Annotated in this window: 1 protein-coding gene; it reads right to left on the bottom strand. The window is 62.6% G+C overall.

All coding sequences use genetic code 11. The features are described from left to right. Positions 1–42: 42 nt before the first annotated feature. Positions 43–26,889: a non-ribosomal peptide synthase/polyketide synthase gene (locus AC3WQS_RS18615; RefSeq protein ID WP_492741528.1), complete on the bottom strand. Its 26,847-nt coding sequence runs from the start codon at positions 26,887–26,889 to the stop codon at positions 43–45. Positions 26,890–26,963: the final 74 nt, after the last annotated feature.

Genomic DNA, 26,963 nt, shown 5'->3' with positions numbered 1-26,963 from the left:
GGCGCTCGCTTCACGGGCGTGCGGCTCGGTGGCTTCAAGTTGTCATGCCCGTTCGGAGTATCCGGAAAACATCGAGAGCACCCGAGCCATCTCCGGTCCGATGACCGCAATGGCCGGTGCCTCGATCATCTCGTTGTGTCCGCATCGCACCGGTACCTCCACGATCCGGCCCGTCACGAGCGGACGCCATTCCTGTGGCGACCTCTCCCGCGGAATCGTGTCGTCTTTTCCGTCAGCCGGGAAGATCAGCAGGTCTCCCTCGTAGATCTGGGGAACGAACTGGTGCGTGATTCTCTGCGAAGTCTCGTACCCTCTGGCAATCCGCTCGAGGTCCCGACCGTCGACTCCCGTCTCGGGCCCGAGCCTCCGGGCCAGCACGGCCGCCGCCTCGTCGAAGGTCAGATCTCGGTCGGTCTCGATCTCGAGGCCGAGTCCTCGCAGTAGGTCTCGGACGTCGAGTGCGGCTGACGCAGGGGCATCGCCGTTGTCGGGGTAGCTGTCCATCATCGTCAGTGTGGCAACTTCGCGGCCGGACGATTGCAGTTCGACGGCCATGGCGTGCGCGATGACTCCGCCGAGGGACCAACCGAGCAAGTCGTACGGCCCGTCCGGCGAAACGGCTTCCATCTCTTCGACGTAGCGATGCGCCAACTGTTCGATCGACTGATAGTCACCGTCGTCGCTGAGTGCGGGTAGCTGAAGTCCGTACACCGGTCGGTCCTCGGGCAGATACCGCACCAAGCCGGCGTACCCCCAGGACAGGCCGATACCAGGGTGCACGCAGAACAGCGGTCGCCCACTTCCTTCTGTCCGCAGCGGAACAACCACGGCGAGAAGCTCTTCCATGCCGGCGTCCACTGTCGGCATGTCGAGGCGTCGAGCGATTCCAGCGGGTGTCGGGTCGAGGAACATCCACTGAAGTGGAATTCTGCGTTGGAAACGGGAGTACAGTGCGCTGACGATTCGGGTGGCTACCAGGGAGGACCCGCCCAGGTCGAAGAAGCTGTCGGTAGTGCTCACCCGGCTGACACCCAGAATCTCGACAAACGAGTCGACCACGGCGCGCTCGGTGTCGGTGACCGGCTCGCGGAACTCGGCTGCAGCCGAACTGAATTCGGGTTCCGGTAGAGCCTTTCGGTCGAGCTTGCCCACCGGTGTCATCGGAATCCGCTCGAGAAGTACCACTGCCGATGGAACCATGTGCGAGGGAAGTCGGTCGGCTGCGTACGCCCGTATCTCGTCGCTGTCGGAGGCGTCGGCAGCTGACGTACGCACGTACGACACCAGGACCGTTTCACCCGACGGTCCCGTGTAGCCGACAGTCGCGGCGAAGTCCACCGACGGATGGCGTGAGAGAACTGCATCGATTTCCCCGAGTTCGATCCGAAAACCACGGACCTTGACCTGGAAGTCGCTGCGCCCGATGTATTCGAGTGTGTGATGCACTCCATCGCCGGAACCAACGATTTTGGCACTGTCACCGCCGGATTCACGCCAACGCACGACATCTCCGGTGCGGTACATCCGGCGCCCCGGCGATCCGTACAAGCAAGCGACAAATCGTTCCGAGGTGAGCGACGCCCGATTATGGTACCCACGTGCCATACCTGGGCCGATGATGTACAACTCCCCTGGCACGCCCACCGGGACGGGCTGCAAACGCTCGTCCAGCACCAGGAAGCCGAAGCCCACTGCCGGCGAGCCGATGTTCACTCCCGCACCGGGTTTCATCGAATCGCTGACACTCGCCTGCACGGTGGTTTCAGTCGGGCCGTAGCCGTTGTGCAGCCTCCGACCCGGCGCCCATTGCGCGACGACCTCCGGCGGGCAGGCCTCGCCCACCAGATCGAGAACACGGAGCGCCTCGAAACCGTTGTCACCCAACGCCGCCAGCGCGGTCGGTGTAATGGTGGCATGAGTGACCTGCTCGCGCCGGAAAACATCGGCCAATTCGGCGCCACCGTACACAGCAGGCGGAACGATCACGACTTGCGCCGAGGCGCTGAATGCCATCGTCAACTCGAAGATGGAAGCGTCGAAACTCGGCGATGCCAACTGTGAGACATGAGAGTCGTGAGTGACCTCGAACCTCTCACGAGTTTCGGCCGTGAAGCTCGCCAAACCTCGATGAGTAATGTTCACTCCCTTGGGTTTCCCGGTAGATCCCGAGGTGTAGATCAGGTAGGCCGGATGATCGAGGTTCAGTACACCGGTTCGATCGTCATCGGTGATCGGTTCCGGCGACAGCGCGGCTACCCGCCGGGCGAAGTGTGGGTCGTCGAGTTCCAGCCAGGGAACAACGTCGGGTAGGTGAGTTCGGCTGGACTGAACGGTCAAACCGAGCGAGGCTCGGCAATCGGCGAGCATGTATTCGACGCGCTCGCGCGGATAGGCCGGATCGACAGGCACAAAAGCCGCTCCGGCTTTGGTCACCGACCAGATCGCCACCACCGATTCGATCGAGCGAGGCATTCCCAGTGCCACGAAGGTCTCCGGGCCCACACCGCGACCGCACAACTCCCGGGCAACACGATTCGACCACTCGTCCAGGTCGCGATAACTGAGCTGCCGGTTCTCGAGCGACAGGGCCACCGAGTCCGGATCGATCGCCACGGCGTCCGCCAACAACTCAGGCCACAATTTCGGAGCTACTTCTGGGAGCCCATGCGCCGGCGTCAACTCGCGACGTTCAAGATCGCCGAGTAGATCGATGTCACCGATCGGTACCTGCGGATTCCGGGTCACGGCCTCGAGTACACGAACGAACATGTCGGCAAACCCGCTGACCGTACCGGGGTCGAAGAGATCGGTGGCAAAGTCGACGGCTCCGCTCATTCCTCCCGGTGCACCGCGATCGTCGTACTCTTCGGCGAGGAGGAATTCCAGGTCTACCTTCACTACCTCGAGTTCTGGGTCGATCCCGCGGACTTCCAGTCCCGCCAGCTTCAGAATCGGCCGATCGTTGTTCTGGAATTCCAGCGACACCGAGGAAATCGGTGCATAGGCACTCGACCGTTTCGGCCCGACCGCGTCCACTACCCGCTCGAAGGGAACGTCGGAGTGCGCGAACGCGGCGAGGTCGACTTCGCGGCAATGCGCAACCAACTCCCGGAACGATTGAGCCGGGTCGACCTGTGTGCGCAGTGCGAGCGTGCCGACGAACATGCCGACCAGATCATCGAGGGCACGATCTCCCCGGCCGGCGATCGGCGTTCCGATCACGATGTCGTCGGTGCTGCCCAAACGTGCCAGCAAGAGCGCGAGCGCTGCATGCACAGTCATGAATGCAGTGGACTCTTGCTGCCTCGACACGTCTCGGATACGGCGGTGAAGATCACTGCTGATCGAGAAGTGAATCCGCGAGCCGTGAAAACTCTGTTGTGTCGGCCGGTCTCGATCGAGGGGAAGTTCCAAGAGGTCGGGAGCGCCTGACAGTGCGCGTCGCCAGTAAGCCAACTGCTCGGTGATCACCGACCCAGGGTCGTCGCCGGAGCCCAGAATCTCCCGTTGCCAGAGCGCAAAGTCGGCGTACTGGACTGGAAGCGGCGTCCACTGGGGTTCCCCGCCGTACGCGTGGGCCTCGTATGCAATCATCACGTCTCGGGTCAGTGGAGACATCGAGAAGCCGTCAGCCGAGATGTGGTGCACCACTACGGCAAGTACATGTTCGCGCTCATCGATGGTGAACAACGCTGCCCGCAGGGGAATTCGTGCGGCGACGTCGAAACCAGCCGAGACCATTCGGGCAAGCTCGTCACGGAGATGATGTTCGTCGGTCACCGATGTCTCGGCCAGTTGTGGCAGCGCGGCGCTTTCGGTGGGCACGATGTGCTGGACCGGTCCGTCGCCGTGGACCGGGAACATCGTTCGCAGCGATTCGTGGCGGGCGATGACATCGGACATCGCTGATCTCAAGGCCGGTTTGTCGAGTTCACCGCTCAACCGCACCACGAGCGGAATGTTGTATGCAGGAGAACTGGTGTCGAGTTGATTGACGAACCACATCCGCTGCTGAGCAAACGACAAGGGGATGTTGTCGGGTCGGGGGCGCGGTTCCAGTCGCTCCGACCGTTCGGCGACCGACTGGTCGATCACCGTGGCCAACTCGGCCACCGTCGGCGTCTCGAACAGGTCCCGCACGCCGACGGTGGCTCCGAGCACCGCCCGTAGCCTCGCCGCGACCGAAGTGGCGCTCAGAGAATTTCCACCGAGCTCGAAGAAACTGATGTCGGTACCGACTCGTTCGAGGCCGAGCACCTCGGCGAACACGTCCGACACTGCCTGTTGGACCGGGCCGACAGGGGGACGGAAATCCCCTGTGGTCGTCTCGATTTCGGGGCTGGGCAATGCCGAACGGTCAACTTTTCCGACAGCGGTCAATGGTATGTTCTCCAGCACCGTGAGAACGGCAGGCACCATGTGCGAAGGCAAGCGCCGGGCCACGGCGCGAATCAGGAGCCTGGTGTCCAGTCGACCCGCGGTGGGCACGACGTACGACACGAGTCGGGTGTCTCCGGTGGGGGCGGAATCGGCAACCGTAACGGCAAATCCGACGTTGGGCTCCGCCATCAGCACACTGTCGATCTCACCGAGTTCGACACGGAAGCCTCGAACCTTGACCTGGAAGTCGCTTCGCCCGACGTACTCGACACACATGTCCGCCGTCCATCGCACGATGTCGCCGGTGCGGTACATCCGCGTTCCTGGGTCGGCCGGATTGGCAACAAAGCGCTCTGCCGTCAACCCCGTCCTTCGGTGATATCCCCGCGCCACGCCTGGTCCGGCCAGATACAGCTCGCCGGGGACCCCGACGGGAACCGCTTGAAGTCGAGCGTCGAGCACCAGTTCGCTGACGCCACTGACAGGTCCACCGATCGTGATGCGCTCCCCGGCGGTCATCGGCGGACTGACGTTCGACATGACCGTTGCTTCGGTCGGTCCGTACGCGTTGTACAGGCGGCGGCCAGGTGCCCAGCGAGCAACGAGATCGGGTGGGCACGCCTCGCCCCCGAATACGACTTCCGAAAGTTGTTCCAGCCCACCCGGGTCCACCGTTGCCAATGCCGCCGTGGTGATGAACGCGTGCGTGACGGCGTGCTCGGCCAGAAGCTGCGCCAGGTCCTCGCCCCCGTAGATCCCGGGTGGAGCGATAACCATCGTCGCCCCGGCGCCGAAAGCCTGCAGATATTCGAAGAGCGACCCGTCGAAACTCGGAGTGGAGAAGTGCAGCGTGCGTGATTGTGGAGTTGCGCCGTAGCGTTCGACCTGGTCTCGGGCGAAGTTGTCGAGCCCTCGCTGTGCGACCACGACTCCCTTTGGCACGCCGGTCGACCCCGAGGTGTAGACCACGTAGGCAGCTGAATCCAACCCGATCGGACGGAGTCGGTCATTGTCGGTCAACGGGCTCCCCGAGAATTCCTCGCACTTCTTCGTGAAATGCGGATCGTCGAGAATCAGCCACTCCGCGATATCGGGCAATCGATCTCGGCCCGCGGTGGTGGTCAATCCGAAGCTGACCTTCGAATCGATCAGCATGTGATTGATCCGCTCGTCGGGATAGGCGGGATCGATCGGCACGAATGCAGCGCCCGTCTTGGCGACGGCAAGTATCGACACCACGGACGTGAGAGAGCGTGGGACACCGACTGCTACGTAGTCCTCGGTTCCCAGTCCTCGCGAGACCAGCACGCGAGCAATGCGATTGGAGAGGATGTCCAGCTCGCCGTAGGTCAGGCTGCCGTCCGTCGATTCCACGGCGAGCGCGTTCGGATCACGCTGGGCTGCCGCGTCGAAGATCTCGGGGAAGACGCGCGACGACCCACCAGCCGTGCCACGGGCCGGCACCAATTCGGCACGTTCGGACGGAGCGAGCACCGACACCACAGCCAAGGGGCGATCCGGCTGGGCACACGCTTCGAGTACGCGATGCAGTCGTCCGGCGATCTCTTCGATGTCGGCGGCACCGAAAACCTCGGGTAGATACTCGAATTTCAGGCGGAGTCTGGTGTCGACCGATGCCACTAGGCTGAGCGGGTAGTGGGCAGCGTCCTTGGCTTCGACATCGGCGATCCGGATCCCCGCGATATCGGTATCGGACGAAAGGCCCTGACGGTCAACGGGATACGATTCGAAGACAGTCAACGTGTCGAACCCGGTCTCCGGCCCCGTGGCTACTTGGATCTCGGAAAGCCCGAGATAGTGGTGATCCGACAGCTCTGCTTGCTCGGCCTGGATCCGCGCGAGGAGTGTGCCGATACTTTCTCTCGGGCGCAGAGTGATTCGGACCGGAATTGTGTTGATAAACAGCCCGATCATGGTTTCGATCCCGGTCAGCTCGGGAGGTCGACCCGACACCGTCGCTCCGAACACCACATCGTCTCTCCCGGTCAGTGCAGCGAGGACGATCCCCCACGATGCCTGAACAATTGTGTTGATCGTCAGCCCGAGTTCACGCGCCATCCCGCGAAGTGAGGTTGTGAACTCCTCGTCCAGATCGAACACCCACTCGGCCGCCATGGTGGAGAGTCGACGAGATCGAACCGCCGGAGCCAACAGCGTCGGTCCTTCGACTCCGCTCAGCGTCCTCGCCCATACAGCTCGAGAAGCTTGCTGATCGCGGCGGCTCATCCAGGTCAGATAGTCGCGATACGCGCGCGCGTGAGGCAAGGCCGCCACTTCACCGTCAGCGGCATAGAGCGTCGCCAACTCCCGGATCAGCAGTGGCATGGACCAGCCGTCCAGAAGGATGTGATGGTTGGTGAGCACCAGCGTGAACTTTTCGGGGGCGAGAGCAATCAGCGTGAATCTGATCAACGGCGCCTGCGCCATGTCGAACGGGCGCGCTCGGTCCTCCGCCAGTGCTCGATCAAGATCCTGATCTGTTGCACCAGTGAGGTCGATTTCCTGCCACGGCGCTGCCACGGTGCTTCGGACCACCTGGACGGCACGGCCGTCCGCGCCGTGAAGGAAGGCGGTACGCAGGTTCTCATGCCTGTCGAGCAGCGCGTCGGCGGCGCGATGCAGGCGCTCCGAATCGACTGCGCCGGCTAGATCGAGAGCCACTTGTACGAGGTATGCGTCGACCGATCGTTCGGCAAGTTCGGCATGGAACAACAACCCCGCTTGCAATGGAGAGAGCGACCAGACGTCGCTCAGGTCGGGGCACCGGCTTTCGAGGTCGTCGACCGCGTCCTGTCGAAGATCGACCAGATCGAAGTCCGAGGGTGTGAATCCGCCGCTGTCCGTCGCGTACTCTCCGAGCCCGACCAATGCGTCGAGCCACCACTGCGCCAGTTGCCGAACGTCATCCGCGCCCAGAATGTCCGGTGGGAACGTCCAGCTGGCAACGAGCTGCGGGCCGTCCTCGGTATCACTGTTGTCGGTGTCGCTGTCGTCGACGGTCATCACGTTGACCTCGAGGACGCCGGCGAGTGGGAGATCGACGGCCGTAACCGTCCGCAAGTTCTCGTCGCGGATCGGTACCCATCCCGCTGAAGCGTCGGCCTCGGATCCACCGACGCGTCCGAGGTAGTTGAAACTGATCTGGGGCTCCGGAAGTTGCGAAAGTGTCTGTGCCGTTTCGCGGTTCAGATAGCACAGCAACCCGAAGCCGATGCCGCGGTCCGGCACCGCCCGGAGTTGTTCCTTGACGGCCTTGGCAGCGACGCCCGCAGCCGGACCGCCGGCGAAGGCGTCGCTCGGATCCACTCCGCTCAGATCGATCCGCACCGGGAAGATCGACGTGAACCATCCCACTGTGCGAGCAAGATCTGCCCCGGGAACCACCTGTTCCTCGCGTCCGTGTCCCTCGAGGCTGATCAATGTCTCCGGATTGTCGATCCCGCGCTCCCTATGCCAGCGGACCATCGCAAGAGCCAAAGCCGTCAACAATCCGTCCTCGACGCTCCCGTGAATCGCCTGCGGCACTGTCGTCGACACGGCCTCGGTCAATGCCGTGGGAACTCGTACTTCGATGTCAGTGGTGGCCGAGGCGGTGTCCCTCTTCGTCAGGGCGCGCACACCCAGAGCCGGATCTGGACCCGCGAGCACCTCTCGCCAATAGTCGAGTTCAGCAACCCGATCCGGCTCGCGCGCGGCGTCGACGAGGCCACGTGCCCATCGACGCATCGAGGTCCCGACCGGAGCCAGTGACGGGTCGACGCCTGATTGCACCTGCGCACAAGCAAGTGCAAGATCGGGGATCAGGATTCGCCAGGAAACACCGTCCGTCACCAGATGGTGTGCTACCAGTAGCAACCGTTTCTGGCGCTGTCCTTCCTTTTGAATCTGTCCGTCGGTGTCGAGCAGGACTGCCTGCACCATCACACCTGTCTCCGGGTCGAGCCGCCCCAGAGCTGCGTCGAGTTCTGCCGAGACCGTCTCCGCGGCAGCACCCTCTAGGCCCACGTGGCGTACGACGGTCTCCGCCCGCACCGTACCTGCTGGCGCAACGTCCATCCGCCGAGCGGATTCAGGATGCAGCGTCGCCCGGATGCCCGCGCGGAGGATGTCGTGGTGGTCCAGCACGGCCTGCATCGCCTGTGTCAGCGTGACCTCGTCGAGCGTGGCAGGAACCGCGAGGAGAACAGATTGTGAGTACCGCCGAAAATCTCCGCCGCGATCGAGCATCCACGCCGCGATCGGCGTCAACTCGATCTCCCCGACGCCGCCACCGGGCAACTCATCGAGAACAGCGTAACCGCCAGACGTACCGGCCGTCTCGGACAGCGCCGCAACGGTTTTGCGTTCGAATACCTCGCGCGGTGAGATCAAAACTCCGGCAGACTTGGCTCGCGTCACCAACTGGATGGACATGATCGAGTCACCACCGAGAGTGAAGAACGAATCGTCGACCCCCACCTCGTCGAGTCCCAGAACTTCGGCGAACAGGCCCGCAAGGATGCTTTCCGTCTCGGAGGCGGGGCCACGACTCACGGTTGTCTGTAGCCCGAAGTCAGGTTCAGGCAACGCTTTCCGGTCGAGTTTGCCGTTCACCGTCAGCGGCAACGCCTCGAGAACCGTCACGACAGCGGGGACCATGTGTGCCGCCAACCTCTGTGAGAGATACTCGAGCAACGCCGCCGGAGAGACAGTGGCAACGGCCTCCGGCACCACGTAGCCCACCAACCGGTCTCTGCGGGCCACGACCGCCGCCTGAGACACGCCCACTCCGGAGAGCAGCGCAGCCTCCACCTCGCCGAGTTCGATTCGGTACCCCTTCACCTGCACCTGCAGATCGTTTCGTCCGAGGTACTCCAGCTGCCCGCTGTCGTTCCAGCGCCCCAGGTCACCGGATCGATACATACGCGCCCCACTGACGGTGAGGTCGGGAATGAACCGCGCGGAGGTCAGACCGAACCGGCCGAGGTATCCGCGTGACACCTGATCGCCGCAGACATACAGTTCACCCACCACACCGGGCGGCACCGGGTGCAACCGCTGATCCAACACATACACACGCAATCCGGGCAACGCCCGACCGATCACCGAGGCCGATCCGTCACGCGCCAGCTCACGATCGAGCAGTAGGTGGCTGACGTGCACCGTGGTCTCCGTGATGCCGTACATGTTGACCAGATCTGGTGACGAAGTCCCGCGGCGGGCGTACCAGCGCGTCAACTGTCCGAAGTCGAGGGCTTCTCCACCGAAGATCACGTAGCGCAATGACAGGGCCGCGCTCCCGATACGCCGGTCGGCTTCCGCCAATTGATAGAAGGCAGTGGGAGTTTGGTTGAGCACCGTGACACGTTCGTGCCGTAGCAATTCGAGGAATGCCTCTGGTGAACGGGCCGTGAAGTAGTCGACCAGTACGAGCCGGCCACCGTGTGCGAGTGCGCCCCACATTTCCCAGACCGAGAAGTCGAATGCCTCGGAATGGAACATCGTCCACACATCGCCGCTGTCGAAGCCGAAGAGCGCTCGGGTGTTTGCCAGCAACGTCACGACGTTGCGGTGGGAAACCTGCACCCCCTTCGGACGCCCAGTAGACCCCGAGGTGTAAATCACGTAGGCCACCGAATCGGGTCGGAGCGGTAGCAGCCGGTCTTGGTCGGTCACCGGAAACGGAGAACTCCTAAGCAGCGCTTGGAGAATCGCCGGGTCGTCCACGGCAATCACTGGAATCTCGTTGTCTGCGATTGCGTCACTGTCTCGTATGTCCGCGCCGTCGGCCCCAGTGGTCAGCACACACTTCGGCGCGGAGTCACGCAGCACGAAGTCCACGCGGTCGACCGGAGAAGTCAGGTCCACCGGTAGGTATCCGCCACCCGCCTTCACCACCGCCAGCAATGCCACCACCAGGTCGATCGAGCGGGTCATCGCGACTGCCACCAGGGTTTCCGGCACCACACCCTGAGCCACCAACAGTCGAGCGAGGCGGTTTGCTCGCTCGTCGAGTTCGCGGTAGGTGACGGACAATCCGTCGCAGCGCACCGCCACGGCATCACCGGACGTCAGCACCGCACGATCGAAGAGATCCGACAGCGAATCCTCGTGGGTTCCGACGCCCGAGACCGAGGCCGAGCCCGAGGCCGAGGGCGAGGGCGAGGGCGAGGGCGCAACCAGCATCTCGCTGTATTCGCCGGCCAGAAGTATGTCGATGTCGCCGACGACTGCCGACGGATCCTCGATCACGGCGCCGATCACTCTCTCGAAGCGCTCCGCGATGCGCGTCACCGATACTCGATCGAAAATATCTGTTGCATAACGGAAACCGGCGCTGATACCGGCCGGCCCACCGTGCTCGTCGACGTGCTCCATCACACTCAGTTGCAGATCGAATTTTGCAACCGCAAGATCGATGTCGAGCGAGCGAACCGTAAGTTCCGGCAATTCGAAGCGCAGTCCCGTATCGGTCTGGAATTCGAGGAGTACTTGAAAGAGGGGTGAATGCGCGGTGGAACGGTCGGGCGAGAGGTGATCCACCAACCTCTCGAAGGGAATGTCTGCATGGTCGAGTGCGCCGAGATCCGTTGACCGCACCGCGGCCAATACCTCGGCAAAGGTTGCTCCGGATTCGACGGGTGTGCGGAGCACGAGCGTGTTGACGAACATCCCGACCACATCGTCGAACACCGAAACACCGCGCCCTGCAACCGGAGTGCCGATCACTACGTCGTCCGACGCCGAAAGCCGTGCCAGCAACACCGCGAGCGCCGCATGCATCACCATGAACAGGGACGCACCATTCTGGTGTGCGAGGTCGGTCACAACGCGATGGATCTCGGGTGAGAAGTCCATCGAAACCACCGCGCCCTCGGTAGACCGCTTCGGCGTTCGTGGTCGATCGAGAGGGAGCGGCAAGACTTCTGGAATATCCGACAGCTTCGCTGTCCAGTAATCGAATTCATCCGACGTCGACGTTCCCGGACCAACTTGTGCGTCGAGGATCTCCCGCTGCCACAGGCTGTAGTCGGCATACTGGATGGGCAGTGGCTCCCAGTCCGGATTCTGCTCCTGAGCACGGGATGTATAGGCGCGCATCAGGTCACGTGCCAGTGGCGCCATCGAGAAACCGTCCGCGGCGATGTGGTGGACGACGATCGCAAGAACATGCTGCTCCGGCCCGATTCGGAGTAACCTCACGTGCAGCGGGAACTCTTCGGCCACATCGAATCCGACGTCGAAGAACGCGTGCAAGTCCGTAAAAAGCCGCTCGCCGGGAATCGGCAAGGGGAGGATTCGAGGAGCAGCGAGCGCTGGTTCGGCGATCACCTGGTGGGGCCCGTTCGCGGACGTCGGGAAGATCGTTCGAAGGGTTTCGTGCCGTTCCACCACATCACCCAGTGCGGCTTGGAGCGCACCCGAATCCAGGAAGCCGTCCAGTTGTAGTGCGACGGGGATGTTGTAGAGCGGAGACGAGGTGTCGAACTGGTTGACGAACCACATGCGCGCCTGTGAGAGCGATAGCGGAATGTGTTCTGGCCGGGTCTTACCCGCGATTTCTGAAATACTCGAACCTTCCGGCCCCGAACCTCGCAGCACAGCTTGTAGCTGATCGATCGATGCCGCCAGATCAGCGACCACGGGAGTGTCGAACAAGGCCTTCACACCGACATTCGTGCTCGATTCGGATCTGATGCGCGCTGCGACGCGAGTGGCGCTGAGCGAGTCTCCACCCAGTTCGAAGAAATTGTCGTCGGCGCCCACCTGGTCGAGATCGAGCACCTCGGCGATGGCTCGAGTGACCATAACTTCGGCTCGTGTGCTCGGCATCCGATAGTCCGCGGCTGTAAAAGTAGTGTCCGGGAGGGCTTTACGATCCAACTTCCCATGCACCGTCACCGGAAACTCCCCCAACACCACCACCACCGACGGCACCATGAACCCCGCAAGAGACCTCCGCACCCCCTCCAACACCACCACCTCATCGACCACCACCCCCACCTCACCCACCACAAACCCCACCAAAAAATCCCCACCCACACCCGACCGCAACACCACCACCGCACCAGCCACCCCCACCTGAGCAGCCAACACCGCCTCCACCTCACCCAACTCCACCCGCTGCCCCCGCACCTTCACCTGAAAATCCGTGCGCCCCACAAACTCCAACACCCCACCACACCCCCACCGCACCACATCACCCGTCCGATACACCCGAGCACCCACCACCCCCGACACCGGATCCGCCACAAACCGACCCACCGTCAAATCCACACGACCCTCATACCCCCGAGCCACCTGCACCCCACCCACATACAACTCCCCCACCACACCCACCGGAACCGGCCGCAACCGCGAATCCAACACCAACACCCGCGTATTCCACACCGGCCGACCAATCGGAACACCCACCCCCACAACACCATCCACCACATGAAACGTCACATCCACCGACGCCTCCGTCGGCCCGTACAAATTCACCAACTCCGCACCACACACCCCCGCAAACCGCCCCGCCAACACCGACGACAACCCCTCACCCGACACAAACACCCGACGCACACTCGAACACCCCACCACCACCGAAGGCTCCCCCACGAACACCTCCAACATCGACGGCACAAAATGCACCACCGACACCCCCCACCGCTCGATCACACCCACCAAATACACCGGATCACGATGCCCACCCGGATCCGCCACCACCAACCGCGCACCCACCATCAACGGCCAAAACAACTCCCACACCGACACATCGAACGACACCGGCGTCTTCTGCAACACCACATCCCCCACACCCAACGGAAACTCCCCCTGCATCCACAACAACCGATTCACCACCCCCGCATGCGAAACCACCACCCCCTTCGGACGACCCGTCGACCCCGACGTGAACATCACATACACCGCATGCTCAGGCAACAACACCCCCAACCGATCACCCACCCCCACCGGATCACCCGAAAAACCCGAAACATCAAAACAACCCACATCAACAAAATCCACCCCCACCGGCAAACACCCACCATCACCACCCCGCGACAACACCACCACCGGATCCACCACCCCCACCACAAACCCCACCCGCTCCACCGGCGCACCCACATCCACCGGAACAAACACCCCACCAGCCCGCACCACCGCAAACACCGCCACCAACAACTCCACCGACCGCGACAACACCACACACACCCGCGACTCCGGACCCACCCCCAACGAAATCAACAACCGCGCAAAACGATTCACCCGAACATCAAACTCACCCCACGACAACACCACCCCACCACACACCAACCCCCCACCACCCACACCAGCAAACCGCCCATCCAACACATCCACCAACGTCAAACCCCCCACCGCAACCCCCACACCATCCCAACCACCCACCACCAACCCACGCTCACCCGCGACCAACACGTCGACCTCACCGACCGGTGTATCCGCGTTCGCTGCAAAGGCGGCAAGAATTCGCGACATTCGCTGTGCAATGGTGCCGACCGCGGCGCGGTCGAATGCCGCCGGCTGATACCGCAGGCTCACCTGCAGCGTCGGTTCCGCGACCGACAGCACGGTGAGCGGGTAATGCGTGGCGTCGCGGGCATTCACAGCGGTGACGCGCATACCGGCTATGTCGGTGTTCCCGTCCATCCCCGAGGTATCGATTGGATACGACTCGAAGACCGACAGTGTGTCGAACAAATTGCCTGTCCCTACGGCAGATTGAATCGCGCCGAGTCCGACATAGTGATGATCGAGCAGATCTGTCTGCTCGCCTTGTAGTCGAGCGAACAGCTGTGCACACGTCTCGTCTGGATCCAGTTGCACGCGGACAGGCAATGTGTTGATCAGCAGCCCCATCATGTTTTCCACACCAGGCAATTCAGGTGAGCGGCCCGAGACTGTGACGCCGAAGACTACGTCGTCGCGGGAAAGCATTCGAGACAACAGGACACCCCACGCCGCTTGGATCACCGTGTTCATCGTGATCCCGCTCCGCTGGACGAGCGCACCGAGTCCGTCGAGCACCGAATCCGGCAGATCGACGGTGACCTCTTCGGGTACCACCTGATCGGCGGTCGGCGCCGAAGCCGCCAACAACGTCGGCTCGTCGACGCCTTCCATGGCGTCCTCCCAGACCGCGAGCGAGGTCTCGATGTCGCGGTGCGCCAACCATTCCAGATAGGTGCGGTACGACGGAGTCTGGGGCTGATCGGCCGGGACGCTCTCGACCGGGAGACTGTCGTCCGCGTATCTCATCAGCAGTTCGCGCACCAACAACGGCATCGACCAACCGTCGAGAACGATGTGATGGTTTGTCACCACCAACACACACCTCGACGGCGAGGTTCGCAGCAACGTCAGCCGAAGCAGTGGCGGCGAGGCGAGGTCGAAGGGTGCACTGCGATCCTCGTCGAGGCGGCGCTCCAGCTCTGCTTCGGTTGCCGATCCGCAATCACTCAGGTCGACCTCGGTCCAGGGAATCACTGCATCGTCGACAATCAACTGCACCGGTAGGCCGTGTGCGTCGTAGACGAACGCTGCACACAGATTCGGGTGGTTTGCCAGTAGTCCGGCAGCAGCGCCGCGCAAACGCTCGGAATCAACCGCTCCTTCGAGCTCGACGCACAACTGCGCTGTGTAGACGTCCGTCGACGTGGCCGCCAGTGAGGCATGGAACATCAGCCCGGCCTGAAGGGGCGACACCGACCAGACATCGTGCAATCCGGGGAAGTCGTTCTCCCAGCGTTCGATCTGTTGTTGGTCGACCGAGACCAGGGGAATGTCCGACGGCGTCAGACCGCCCGCATCAGGTCGCGATGCGTGCGCGGTGAGTCCGTCGAGCGCACGACGCCACAGTTCCGCGAACTCCGCGATGTCAGACCTGTCGAGCACTCCGCGGGGAAAGGTGAAAGATGCTGTCAGGCAGGGCCCGTCGACATGGTCCTCAACCGCCGCGTTGATGTCGATCACGGACGCCACAGGCATGGACCGATTCTGGGTTCCGCCGAGCTTTCGATTGCCCTCCACCGGCAGCCAGTCCTGTGTTCCGTCAGAGGAGCTGATCCGGCCCAGATAGTTGAAACTGATCTGAGGAGAACGGAATCGGCCGAGTGGTTCGCTCTCGCCCGACAGGTAGCGCAACATCCCGAATCCGATTCCATGATCGGGGATCGCACGCACGTATTCCTTGACGGCTTTGAGAGCCCGTCCGGCGTCGGCGCCACCTGCCAGTGCGTCGTCGACGTCGATTCCGCCGAGGTCCACGCGCACCGGGTAGAGCGTGGTGAACCAACCAACGGTGCGCGCGAGGTCTGCGCCAGGAACCGCTCCTTCCTCGCGGCCGTGTCCTTCGAGCGTGATCAGGGCGGCAGCGGTATCCATACCGCGGCGTCGTCGCCACTCGATCGAGGCCAACGCAACAGCAGTGAGGAGTCCGTCGTTCACGCCGGCGTGAAATGCCGCAGGAACCGTGGTGAGTAGGTTCCTGGTCACCGGAGGCGCGATGTCCACTGTGACGGTGTCGACCGTGCCGTCGACGTCGATCGTGGGATCGAGTGGGCGCGAACCGATCAGCGGGTCATCGCCGTCAAGGATCGTTTTCCACATGTCCCGTTCGACGCTCCGATCGCCCACGTGCTCGACAAGCCCGTGCGCCCACCGCCGGAACGACGTTCCGATCTGTGGCAGTTCGGGCGTGACACCGGCCCGGAGTTGTGCTGTCACCGTCGCCAGGTCGGTGACCAGAATGCGCCACGAGACGCCGTCGACAACCAGGTGATGAATCACCACAAGTAGTCGGCCCCGCTGGTTCGACAAGTCGGGTTTGTCGACCAGGTCGAACCAGATCACGCGCACCATGTCAGCCGCGGCGGCATCCAAGCTGTCGGCAGCGGCCTCGAGCTCTCCCGACGCCAAGGCCCTGAAACGTTCGTCGTCCACCGAACCGACAGCTACTCGATGGATCAGTCCTTCGGCCGAGATCGAGCCGGGTGGTAGGACTTCCATGACCCGGTCGCTCTCGTCCAAGCGTGCTCGCAGCATTCCGTGGCGGTCCAGCAACTCCTGGACACCACGGACAAGGAGGTCCTGGGTGAGATCAGCGGGAGCTGTCAGCAAGAGCGCCTGGGAGAACCGTTTCAATTCACCGCCACGCAGCCCGCCACTGCTACGGTCGAGCATCCACTGCGCCACCGGGCTCAGTGGAACAGTTCCGACAGCGGACCCCGGTAGCTCCGCGAGCACATCAGGACCGTCCTGCTCCACGTGCGCCGACTCGGCGAGCGCGGCAACAGATTTGTGGTGGAATACGTCTCGGGGCGAGATGATCACACCAGCATCGCGAGCGCGGGCGACCAATTGGATGGACATGATGCTGTCTCCACCGAGCTCGAAGAACGAATCGTGCACTCCTACGGTGTCCAGGCCGAGAACCTGCGCGAACAGAGCGGCAAGAAGATTCTCGGTTTCCGTTCGCGGTGTCCGGTCGGGTGTGGCCGTGGACGAGAAATCGGGTGCGGGAAGCGCTGCGCGGTCCAGTTTTCCGTGAACCGTCAGCGGAAGTGCGTCGAGCACCACAACCGCCGCAGGCACCATGTACGACGGCAGACGCTTGCCTGCATGCGCGAGGACGTCTCGCGGATCGACACTCGCTCCGCGATCGGGAACCACGTATCCGATCAACCGATCCCTGCCGTTCAACCGATCCCTGCCGTCGCCGTTCCAGACGCCCGTCACCGCCTGGGCCACGCGCGGGTGCGTCTGCAGTGCCACCTCGACTTCCCCGAGTTCGATGCGGAACCCACGGACCTTCACTTGGGCATCGGTGCGCCCGAGATACTCCAGCTGTCGGTCGGGCGTCCACCGCACGCGATCACCCGTGCGATAGATCCGCGTTCCCGGCGCACCGAAGGGATCTGCGACAAACTGCGTGGCGGTCAACGGGGATCGCCGGTGATAGCCGCGAGCGAGAGCCGGTCCGGCAAGATACAACTCTCCCACGACACCTACCGGCACCGCTCTCAGACGCGAGTCCAGCACTACCTCGCTGAATCCGCGAGTAGGTGCGCCGATGGTGACCGGGTCGTTCGGAGCCAGTGCCGCACTGATGCTCGACACCACAGTTGCCTCGGTAGGACCGTAGGCGTTGAACATCTTTCTGCCCGGCGCCCAGCGGGCCACCAACTCCGGCGGGCAGGCCTCCCCACCTGTCACGACACAACCGACAGTGGTGAGTCCGTCTGGGGCGACGGACGCCAAAGCCGCCGGAGTCACAAAACAATGGGTGACGCGCTCGCGCTCCAGTAACGCCGCCAGCTCCGACCCGCCGTAGACGGTCGGTGGCACGATCACCATCGTGGATCCCGCACCAACGGCCAACATGAGTTCGAGAACCGAAGCGTCGAAACTCGGCGAAGCGAAGTGCAGAGTTCTGGATCGGGTCGTGGCGGCGAATGTCTCGCGCTCCTGGAGAGCAAAGTTGCTCAACCCGCGATGTGTGACCGTCACACCCTTGGGTGTTCCCGTTGATCCCGAGGTGTAGATCAGATAGGCCGGATTGTCGATTCGAATCCGTGCCTTCCGATCCGCGTCGGTGACTTTCGATGGCGAGTACGCCCACAGCCGTTCCTCGAAACCGGCATCGTCGAGGACCAGCCACGGCACGAGGCCGGACAATGCTGCGTGGTGAGCTCGGGTCGTTATCCCCCACGCTGCACCGGAGTCGCCCAGCATGTACTCGATACGTGCAGCAGGAAGTCCCGGGTCCACGGGAAGGAATGCTGCACCTGTCTTGGCAATGGACCACACCGCCAGAACGGACTCGACGGAGCGTGGGAGACACATCGCCACCACCGTTTCGGGACCCACTCCGGATTCGATCAGCATGCGGGCCAATCGATTCGACTGTGCGTCTAGTTCGAGATAGGTCACTTCACGTTCCTCGAACACCAGCGCGACGGCGCCGAGATCCTGGGTGGTCGCCATATCTGTTGCTGTCGTGAGCAAATCGGGAAGGGTTTGAACAGCGGTGGAGATCACACCTCGCACGGGTACCAGTTCGGCTGACTCACGGGCGTCGAGGATATCGATATCTCCGATCCGCGATTGCGGATCCGTGGTGACGTACTCGAGAATCCGTTGCAGGCGGTCGACGAAGCCCCCTACTGTTTCCTCGTCGAAAATATCTGCGGCATATCCGAATTCAGCACCAATACCATCCGATTCACCGGCGGTGCCAGTGTTCTGCGCCACCGTCAACTGCAGATCGAAGGTGATGGTGTCGATCACGACACCCACGTCGGTCACCTGCAGGTCGGGAAGTTCCAGTGTCGGTCGCTCGATGTCTTGGAACTCCAACATGACTTGAAACAGGGGCGAGTATGCCGTCGAACGTGAAGGATTCACTATCTCGACGACTCGTTCGAACGGCACGTCCGCATGAGTGAAGGCGCTCAGATCTACGTTTCGGACCTGGTCGAGGAACTCCCCGAAAGTCGCGCCGCGGTCCACTGCAGTGCGCAAGACCAACGTGTTGACGAACATGCCCACCAGGTCGTCGAGTTCGCGCTCCCCACGCCCGGCGATCGGAGTTCCGACGGCTACGTCCTCCTCATCGCTGAGCCTCGCCAGCAGCACTGCCAAGGCTGCGTGCACAACCATGAAGACGGTGGCGTTGTGTCTGCGCGACAGGGCAACCACACCGGCATGAACCTCCGGACTGAACTCGAACCGAATCCGTCCGCGTCGAAGCGAACGCACATCACCGCGCGGTCGATCGGTCGGAATGTCGAGAACTTCCGGTGCACCCGCAAGATTCTCGACCCAATAGGCGAGCTGTTTCGAGATCAAAGACCGAGAGTCGGATTCCGAACCCAACCAACCACGTTGCCACAACGCATAGTCGGCGTACTGGATCTCGAGCGGCGCCCACCGAGGAGCCTCACCGCTCACACGGGAGGTGTACGCGCTCATGAGATCTCGGGCCAGCGGTACCGTGGAGAATCCGTCGGCGGCGATGTGGTGAATCACGATCACCAGGACATGCGAGTGGACCTGGTCGTCTCGCCGCAACAAGGTGGCGCGCATCGGGACCTGCTGCATGACGTCGAAACCATCCGAAACGATCTGCCGGCAACGCTCGCGCAGCTCTTCCTCTCCCTGCACAAGTATCGGTGCAAGATCCGATACCACCTGTGAGGTAGACGTGATCACTTGACGCGGGCCGTCGTCAGTGAGAGGAAAAACAGTGCGCAAGGACTCGTGCCGCTCGACGACGTCGACAAATGCCGCGTGAAGTGCACTCAGATTCACTGTGCCGTCGAGCCTCAACGCGCACGCGACGTTGTAGGCGGCGGACTCGGGCTCGAACTGATTCGCAAACCACATTCGCTCCTGCGCCGGCGAAAGTGGGATATCCGTCGTCGTACCCCGCGGCCTCAACGCCGGCTTGGCCCCCTCTCCTCCGCGACACTGCGCCAACTCGGCCAGCGCTGCAACGGTAGAAGCATCGAAGACGTCGCGAATGTTGATCCGTTCGCCGAGAACAGAATTCACTCGCGCAACCAACCTGGCTGCACTCAGAGAGTTCCCACCAAGGGCAAAGAAGTCGTCGTACACACCCACCGTCGACGTTCCCAACAGATCATCGAAGATTGCGGCAACCGTCTCCTCGACCGGCGTTCGTGGCGCAACATACTGCAGCGATTGAGGTTCGAAGTTGACGTCCGGGAGGGCTTTACGGTCCAACTTCCCATGCACCGTCACCGGAAACTCCCCCAACACCACCACCACCGACGGCACCATGAACCCCGGAAGAGACCTCCGCACCCCCTCCAACACCACCACCTCATCGACCACCACCCCCACCTCACCCACCACAAACCCCACCAAAAAATCCCCACCCACACCCGACCGCAACACCACCACCGCACCAGCCACCCCCACCTGAGCAGCCAACACCGCCTCCACCTCACCCAACTCCACCCGCTGCCCCCGCACCTTCACCTGAAAATCCGTGCGCCCCACAAACTCCAACACCCCACCACACCCCCACCGCACCACATCACCCGTCCGATACACCCGAGCACCCACCACCCCCGACACCGGATCCGCCACAAACCGACCCACCGTCAAATCCACACGACCCTCATACCCCCGAGCCACCTGCACCCCACCCACATACAACTCCCCCACCACACCCACCGGAACCGGCCGCAACCGCGAATCCAACACCAACACCCGCGTATTCCACACCGGCCGACCAATCGGAACACCCACCCCCACAACACCATCCACCACATGAAACGTCACATCCACCGACGCCTCCGTCGGCCCGTACAAATTCACCAACTCCGCACCACACACCCCCGCAAACCGCCCCGCCAACACCGACGACAACCCCTCACCCGACACAAACACCCGACGCACACTCGAACACCCCACCACCACCGAAGGCTCCCCCACGAACACCTCCAACATCGACGGCACAAAATGCACCACCGACACCCCCCACCGCTCGATCACACCCACCAAATACACCGGATCACGATGCCCACCCGGATCCGCCACCACCAACCGCGCACCCACCATCAACGGCCAAAACAACTCCCACACCGACACATCGAACGACACCGGCGTCTTCTGCAACACCACATCCCCCACACCCAACGGAAACTCCCCCTGCATCCAGAACAACCGATTCACCACCCCCGCATGCGAAACCACCACCCCCTTCGGACGACCCGTCGACCCCGACGTAAACATCACATACACCGCATGCTCAGGCAACAACACCCCCAACCGATCCCCCACCCCCACCGGATCACCCGAAAACCCCGAAACATCAACACAACCCACATCAACAAACCCCACCCCCACCGGCAAACACCCACCATCACCACCCCGCGACAACACCACCACCGGATCCACCACCCCCACCACAAACCCCACCCGCTCCACCGGCGCACCCACATCCACCGGAACAAACACCCCACCAGCCCGCACCACCGCAAACACCGCCACCAACAACTCCACCGACCGCGACAACACCACACACACCCGCGACTCCGGACCCACCCCCAACGAAATCAACAACCGCGCAAAACGATTCACCCGAACATCAAACTCACCCCACGACAACACCACCCCACCACACACCAACCCCCCACCACCCACACCAGCAAACCGCCCATCCAACACATCCACCAACGTCAAACCCCCCACCGCAACCCCCACACCATCCCAACCACCCACCACCAACCCACGCTCGGGCGCACCCAGAATCTCCGTATCACCCACTGGGGCAGTTGGATTCGATACCACCGACCGCAGTAGGTGGACGAAGCGCTCCCCGAACTCGGTGACTGTGGTGCGCTCGAAGATATCGGAGGCGTAGGTGAAGGCGGCGTCGAAACCCACCGGGATTCCGTCCTTGCCACGCTTTTCGGAGAGCGACAATTGCAAGTCGAATTTGGCGACACCGATGTCGACTGAAACAACATCGACACCGAGTCCTGGTAGTTCGAGGTGAGGATCTGCGGTGTTCTGAAATTCCAACAGAACCTGGAAGAGCGGTGAATGAGACGGTGAACGCTCCGGAGCAACTGCATCGACGACTCGCTCGAACGGCACCTCGGTTTGCCCGAACGCTGCCAGATCAACTTCGCGAGTTCGTGAAAGGATTTCCTCGAAAGTCGCGGCGGTATCAACGGCGGTTCGCAGGACGACCGTGTTGACGAACATCCCGACCAGATCGTCGAGGACTTGCTCGGCGCGCCCTCCCACCGGAGTGCCGATCGCTATGTCCGGCGAGGCGCTCAGCCGTGCCAACAGAACGGCCAGCACTGCGTGCATCACCATGAACGGTGTCGCGTTGTGATTCCGAGCGAGTTCGAGGAGGTCACTGTGCACGTCTGCGGGCACCGAGAATCGGACCGATTCACCGCGCATGGATCGTTCCGCCGGCCTCGGTCGATCCAGCGGAAGGTCGATCACGTCAGGTAGACCGGACAGGGTGGACGTCCAGTAGTCCAACTGCTTCGCCTGGAGCGTGTCCGGATCGGCGGCACTGCCGAGCAGTTCGATCTGCCATTGGCTGTAGTCGGCGTACTGCACAGGCAAAGGCGGCCAGTCCGGTGCCCGACCGGCAGCCCGCGCCGCGTAGGCGCGGGTCAGGTCGCGGGCCAGCGGCTCGAGTGATGCTCCATCTGCCAAAATATGGTGAACCACCAACGCGAGGACATGAACGTCCCGAGTGATTCGAAAAAGGGAGCCGCGCACGGGCACGTTCGCGCTCACGTCGAACCCCTCGCGAGCGAGATCGGCGACGCGCCTGTCCAAGGCTTCCTCGTCAACGGATACTTCCCACGCCATCTCCGACGTCACACGTTCCGAAGGAACCACGACCTGATGTGGACCGTCGACCGACGCCGGGTAGACGGTGCGAAGCGATTCATGTCGATCGACAACATCTCCCATCGCGAGTTTCAGCGCAGCCACATCCAACGCCCCTGACAGTCGGACCACCATCGCGATGTTGTAGGCCGGGGACGACGTGTCGAACTGATTGACAAACCACAGGCGTTGTTGCGCCAGAGACACCGGAATCTTGTCCCTGTACGAATGTGCCTGCAGGATTGGACGCTTCGAACGCGAGGAATCAACACCGGAGGACTTCGCGTCACGCACCTGGAGAGCCAGTGATTCGATCGTCGGTGCTTCGAACAAAGTCCGCACCCCGAAATCGATTGCTTCAGCGGCATTGACTCGTGCGATCAGCTTTGTGGCGATCAGTGAGTTCCCACCCAGCTCGAAGAAGTCGTCACCCGCACCCACCGCCTCGGCACCTAGAACGTCGGCAAAAATCTCGGCCAGCCGTAGTTCTTCGGCGCCCTCGGGCGGTCGAAAGTTGTCCGACCGAGCATCGAACCGAGGTGCCGGTAAGGCAGCGCGATCGACCTTTCCCGATGGAGTTACCGGCAACTCGTCGAGAAGAACAAAGGCCGCAGGAACCATGTACGACGGCACACGGCTCGCGGCGTACTGCGTCAGATCGGCCGTCGAGAGCGCACTTCCGCCGGCAGGCACGACGTACGTGGTAATCATCGTTGTACCGGAGGGAGCCGCACGCGCCACGGTAACTGCATTCTCGACCTGCGGACACGACTGCACGACGCTGTCGATTTCCCCGAGCTCGATACGGAATCCGCGAACTTTCACCTGGAAATCGCTGCGGCCGACGTACTCGAGTGCACGGCCACGGCGCCGCCGCACCAAGTCCCCCGTTCGATACATCCGCCGGCCCGGGAGACCGAACGGGTCGGCCACGAATCGTCCTGCGGTCAACGCATACTTCCGGTGATATCCGCGTGCGAGCGCGTCTCCCGAGATGTACAGCTCGCCCACAACACCGTCGGGGACGGGGTGCAATCGCTGATCGAGCACGATCTCCTCGAAACCGCGGAGCGGACCGCCCACTGTGATGTTCTCCGACGACACCATCGGCTCGCCGATGTTCGACATGACGGTGGTCTCGGTCGGCCCGTAGGCATTGCACAGCCGTCGGCCGGGAGCCCACCGCTGCACAAGATCCGGCGGACAGGCCTCACCACCGACCACCACGTCGCCGAAGTCCGAAAGGCCCTCGGGCGAAACTGTTCCGAGCGCCGCAGTAGTGACAAAACCATGCGTGACACGCTGGGATTCGAGGAAGCGAGACAGCTCGTCACCGCCGTAGATCGTGCTCGGTACAATCACCATGGTCGCTCCGGCCCCGAAAGCCAGCAGGTATTCGAAAATCGAGGCGTCGAAACTCGGGGTCGAGAAGTGCAATGTTCGCGCATCCTGGGTCGCACCGAACCGCGAACGCTGTTCGGCAGCAAGCGCTTCCAGTCCACGATGCGAAACCGTCACCCCCTTGGGGAGTCCGGTGGAACCCGAAGTGTAGATCACGTATGCGGGATTGTCGGGCCGGATCGGGTGCACCCGATGGACGTCGGAGATGGAGCGCACGGACAGCCGTGCAAGTCGGCCACGGAACTCAGCGTCGTCGATTGCTATCCAGGAAATCGAATCCGGCAAACGATGAAGTTCGGAAACGACCGTGAGCCCCAGTACGGCGCCGGAATCGTTCAGCATGAAGCGAACACGTTCACCCGGATAGGTCGGATCCACCGGCACGAATGCCGCGCCGGCTTTGGTCACCGCCAACATCGCGACAACCGATTCGATCGAACGCGTCAAACCCAGCGCCACACTGTTTTCCGGACCGATGCCGCGGTCGATCAAGACTCGGGCCAACTTCGACGAACGATCGTCGAGTTCTCGATACGTCAACTCGCCATCGAGATACGACAGGGCCACGCCGTCGGAGTGTGTGCGCGCCGCACCGTCGAACAGTTCGGCCAGGGTGCGGTGCGAAGCGCGAGGGTCACTGCGGACAGGCTGCATCGCGGATCGCTCGTCGTCGGACAAGATGTCGATGTCGCCGACCATCATTGCCGGATCTGTGGTGACGGATTCCAGGACGCGCGCGAACCGCAAACCGAGGCCACGTGCCGTCTCGGCGTCGAACAGGTCGGTGGCAAACGCGAGCGTCACCGTGATTCCGGACGGCGTACCCACCTCGTCGAACAGTTCGACTGCAGACACTCCGAGATCGAAGCGGCCGAGGTCGGGAGGGTGCTCGTCAGCGCTGGCGACGGACTCGAACGTCACCTGTATCACCGGCGCATACGCAGGTACATCCTCCACCTCGAGCGACTGCGCCACCTGCTCGAGCCGTATCCCACTGTGCGGCAGCGCATTACTTCGGACCTCGACGACACTGCCCACGAGCGCCGTGAACGGCGTCTCCAGATCGATGCGACTCCGGATGGCAACGATGTTCGTGTCGGATCCCGTCGGCGTACCGATTACCACGTCCGAAGCCCCGGACAATCGGCTCACCACTAGCGCGAAGCCCGTATGTAGGACCGCGCGTGTGTCCGTCCCGAGATCACTTGCCATTTCTGTAATCCGCGCGTGGGTGTCTGCGGCGATCACGACCTCAACCTGTGCACTGTCCAGCGATTGCGTTGCAGGCCTTGGTCGATCGAAGGGAAGTTGCAAAAGTTCGGGCGCCCCGGTGAGCTCATGTCTCCAATACTCGAGGTGCCGCACTTCGCGTTGTCGTCGCTCGCCCTCCCGGGCCGTCGGGCCGTGAATGTCTGCGAGCTCGGCACCGGAATCAGACGCGATCAACTCTTCCAGCAAGCCGACAAAATTCCGGTGGTGCTCGCGTAAACCCGCCTCCTCGTATCGGATCGGGTTTGCCCGGAAGTCGACACGCAGCCTGTCGCCGCTCGGATACACGTTGACCAGAAGGTCTTCCACCGGCCCGGAGGTGACGATGTGATACTCCCCAACCACCTCGCCCAACTGCACCTCCTGGCGAAACAGCATGACGTTGACCATGGGCCCGGCATATGAGTCTTCGCCTTCCAGACCGCTCGTCACGCCTGCGTCCCGACGGATGTCGTCGAGGCTGCAGCGCTGGTGCCGCAATGCACCCATGAGCTCATGCTGGACCTGGGCGAAGAGTTCACCGACGGTGTCGACGGCGGCGACACTGATGAGCAGCGGCGCGACGTTCACCATCATGCCGCCCGAGTCCCGCAACACCGCCGTAGTCCGTCCGGACATCGGAACATGAATCTGGACAGTCTCTTTCGCCGTCATTCGCGAGAGGTACAACGCGAGCGCAGCGACGACCGTTGCAGCGTGGTTCTCGGATTCGTGGAGAAGGGCACAGCTCCGGTCCGACATCAGTGTGCTTTCGAGTCGGCTCTCGATGTGTGCGGGCCCAGAAGCCTCCGCCAAGCTGGATCCGGCACCGACTGTATTGCGCCCTGCCCAGTACTCACGATCGGCAGCGAATCGATCCGACTGTCTGTACCGCTCGTCGATGTCGTACAGCGTGCGCAGTGTCGCGGCACGACTCGGCTGCAGATCTTTTCTCGCCGCCGAGGCCGAGTACCGATGCGCAATGCGGTTCATCATGGTCATGGCACCGAAACCGTCGAGCGCGACATGATGGATACGGCTGTACCACAGATAGTGCGCGTCACCCACGCGCAGCACAGCGGTCGCGACGATTCCGTCGACTGCCAGGTCGAGCGGCGTCCGGCAATCTCGACGCATCCACTCGAGCGCAGCCTCGAAGGGATCCTCGGTCCAGCGGAAGTCGACCAAACCGACCGAGATTTCGGCCTTCTCGTCCACGTACTGCATCGGCTGACCATCAACCTCGATGACTTTGAGCATGGGAGATTGAAACTCGTAAGCACCTGCCCGCGTTTCGCGATCCAGTAATTCGACGTCGAGTTCGCCGCGCAACTCCACGTAGTGCGCTATCAGAATCGGGACTTCGGGATCGAATTGCTGAGCGAACCAGGTTGCCCGTTGGGCGGCCGAGAGCGGAAAGAGGGTCTCATCAAAAGGGTCGGTCCGTCTTACCTCGAAGGGTTTCACAGCGCCCCGCCCCGCATGATCTCCGCGGCCGCCGAGTGCGTAGCCGCGTCCGAATCAACAGCGCGAAAGCAAGA

The organism is Rhodococcus sp. FW305-130 (genome assembly GCF_058788335.1).
The sequence above is the reverse complement of the archived record's forward strand: the minus strand, read 5'-3'. Positions and strand labels throughout refer to the sequence as shown.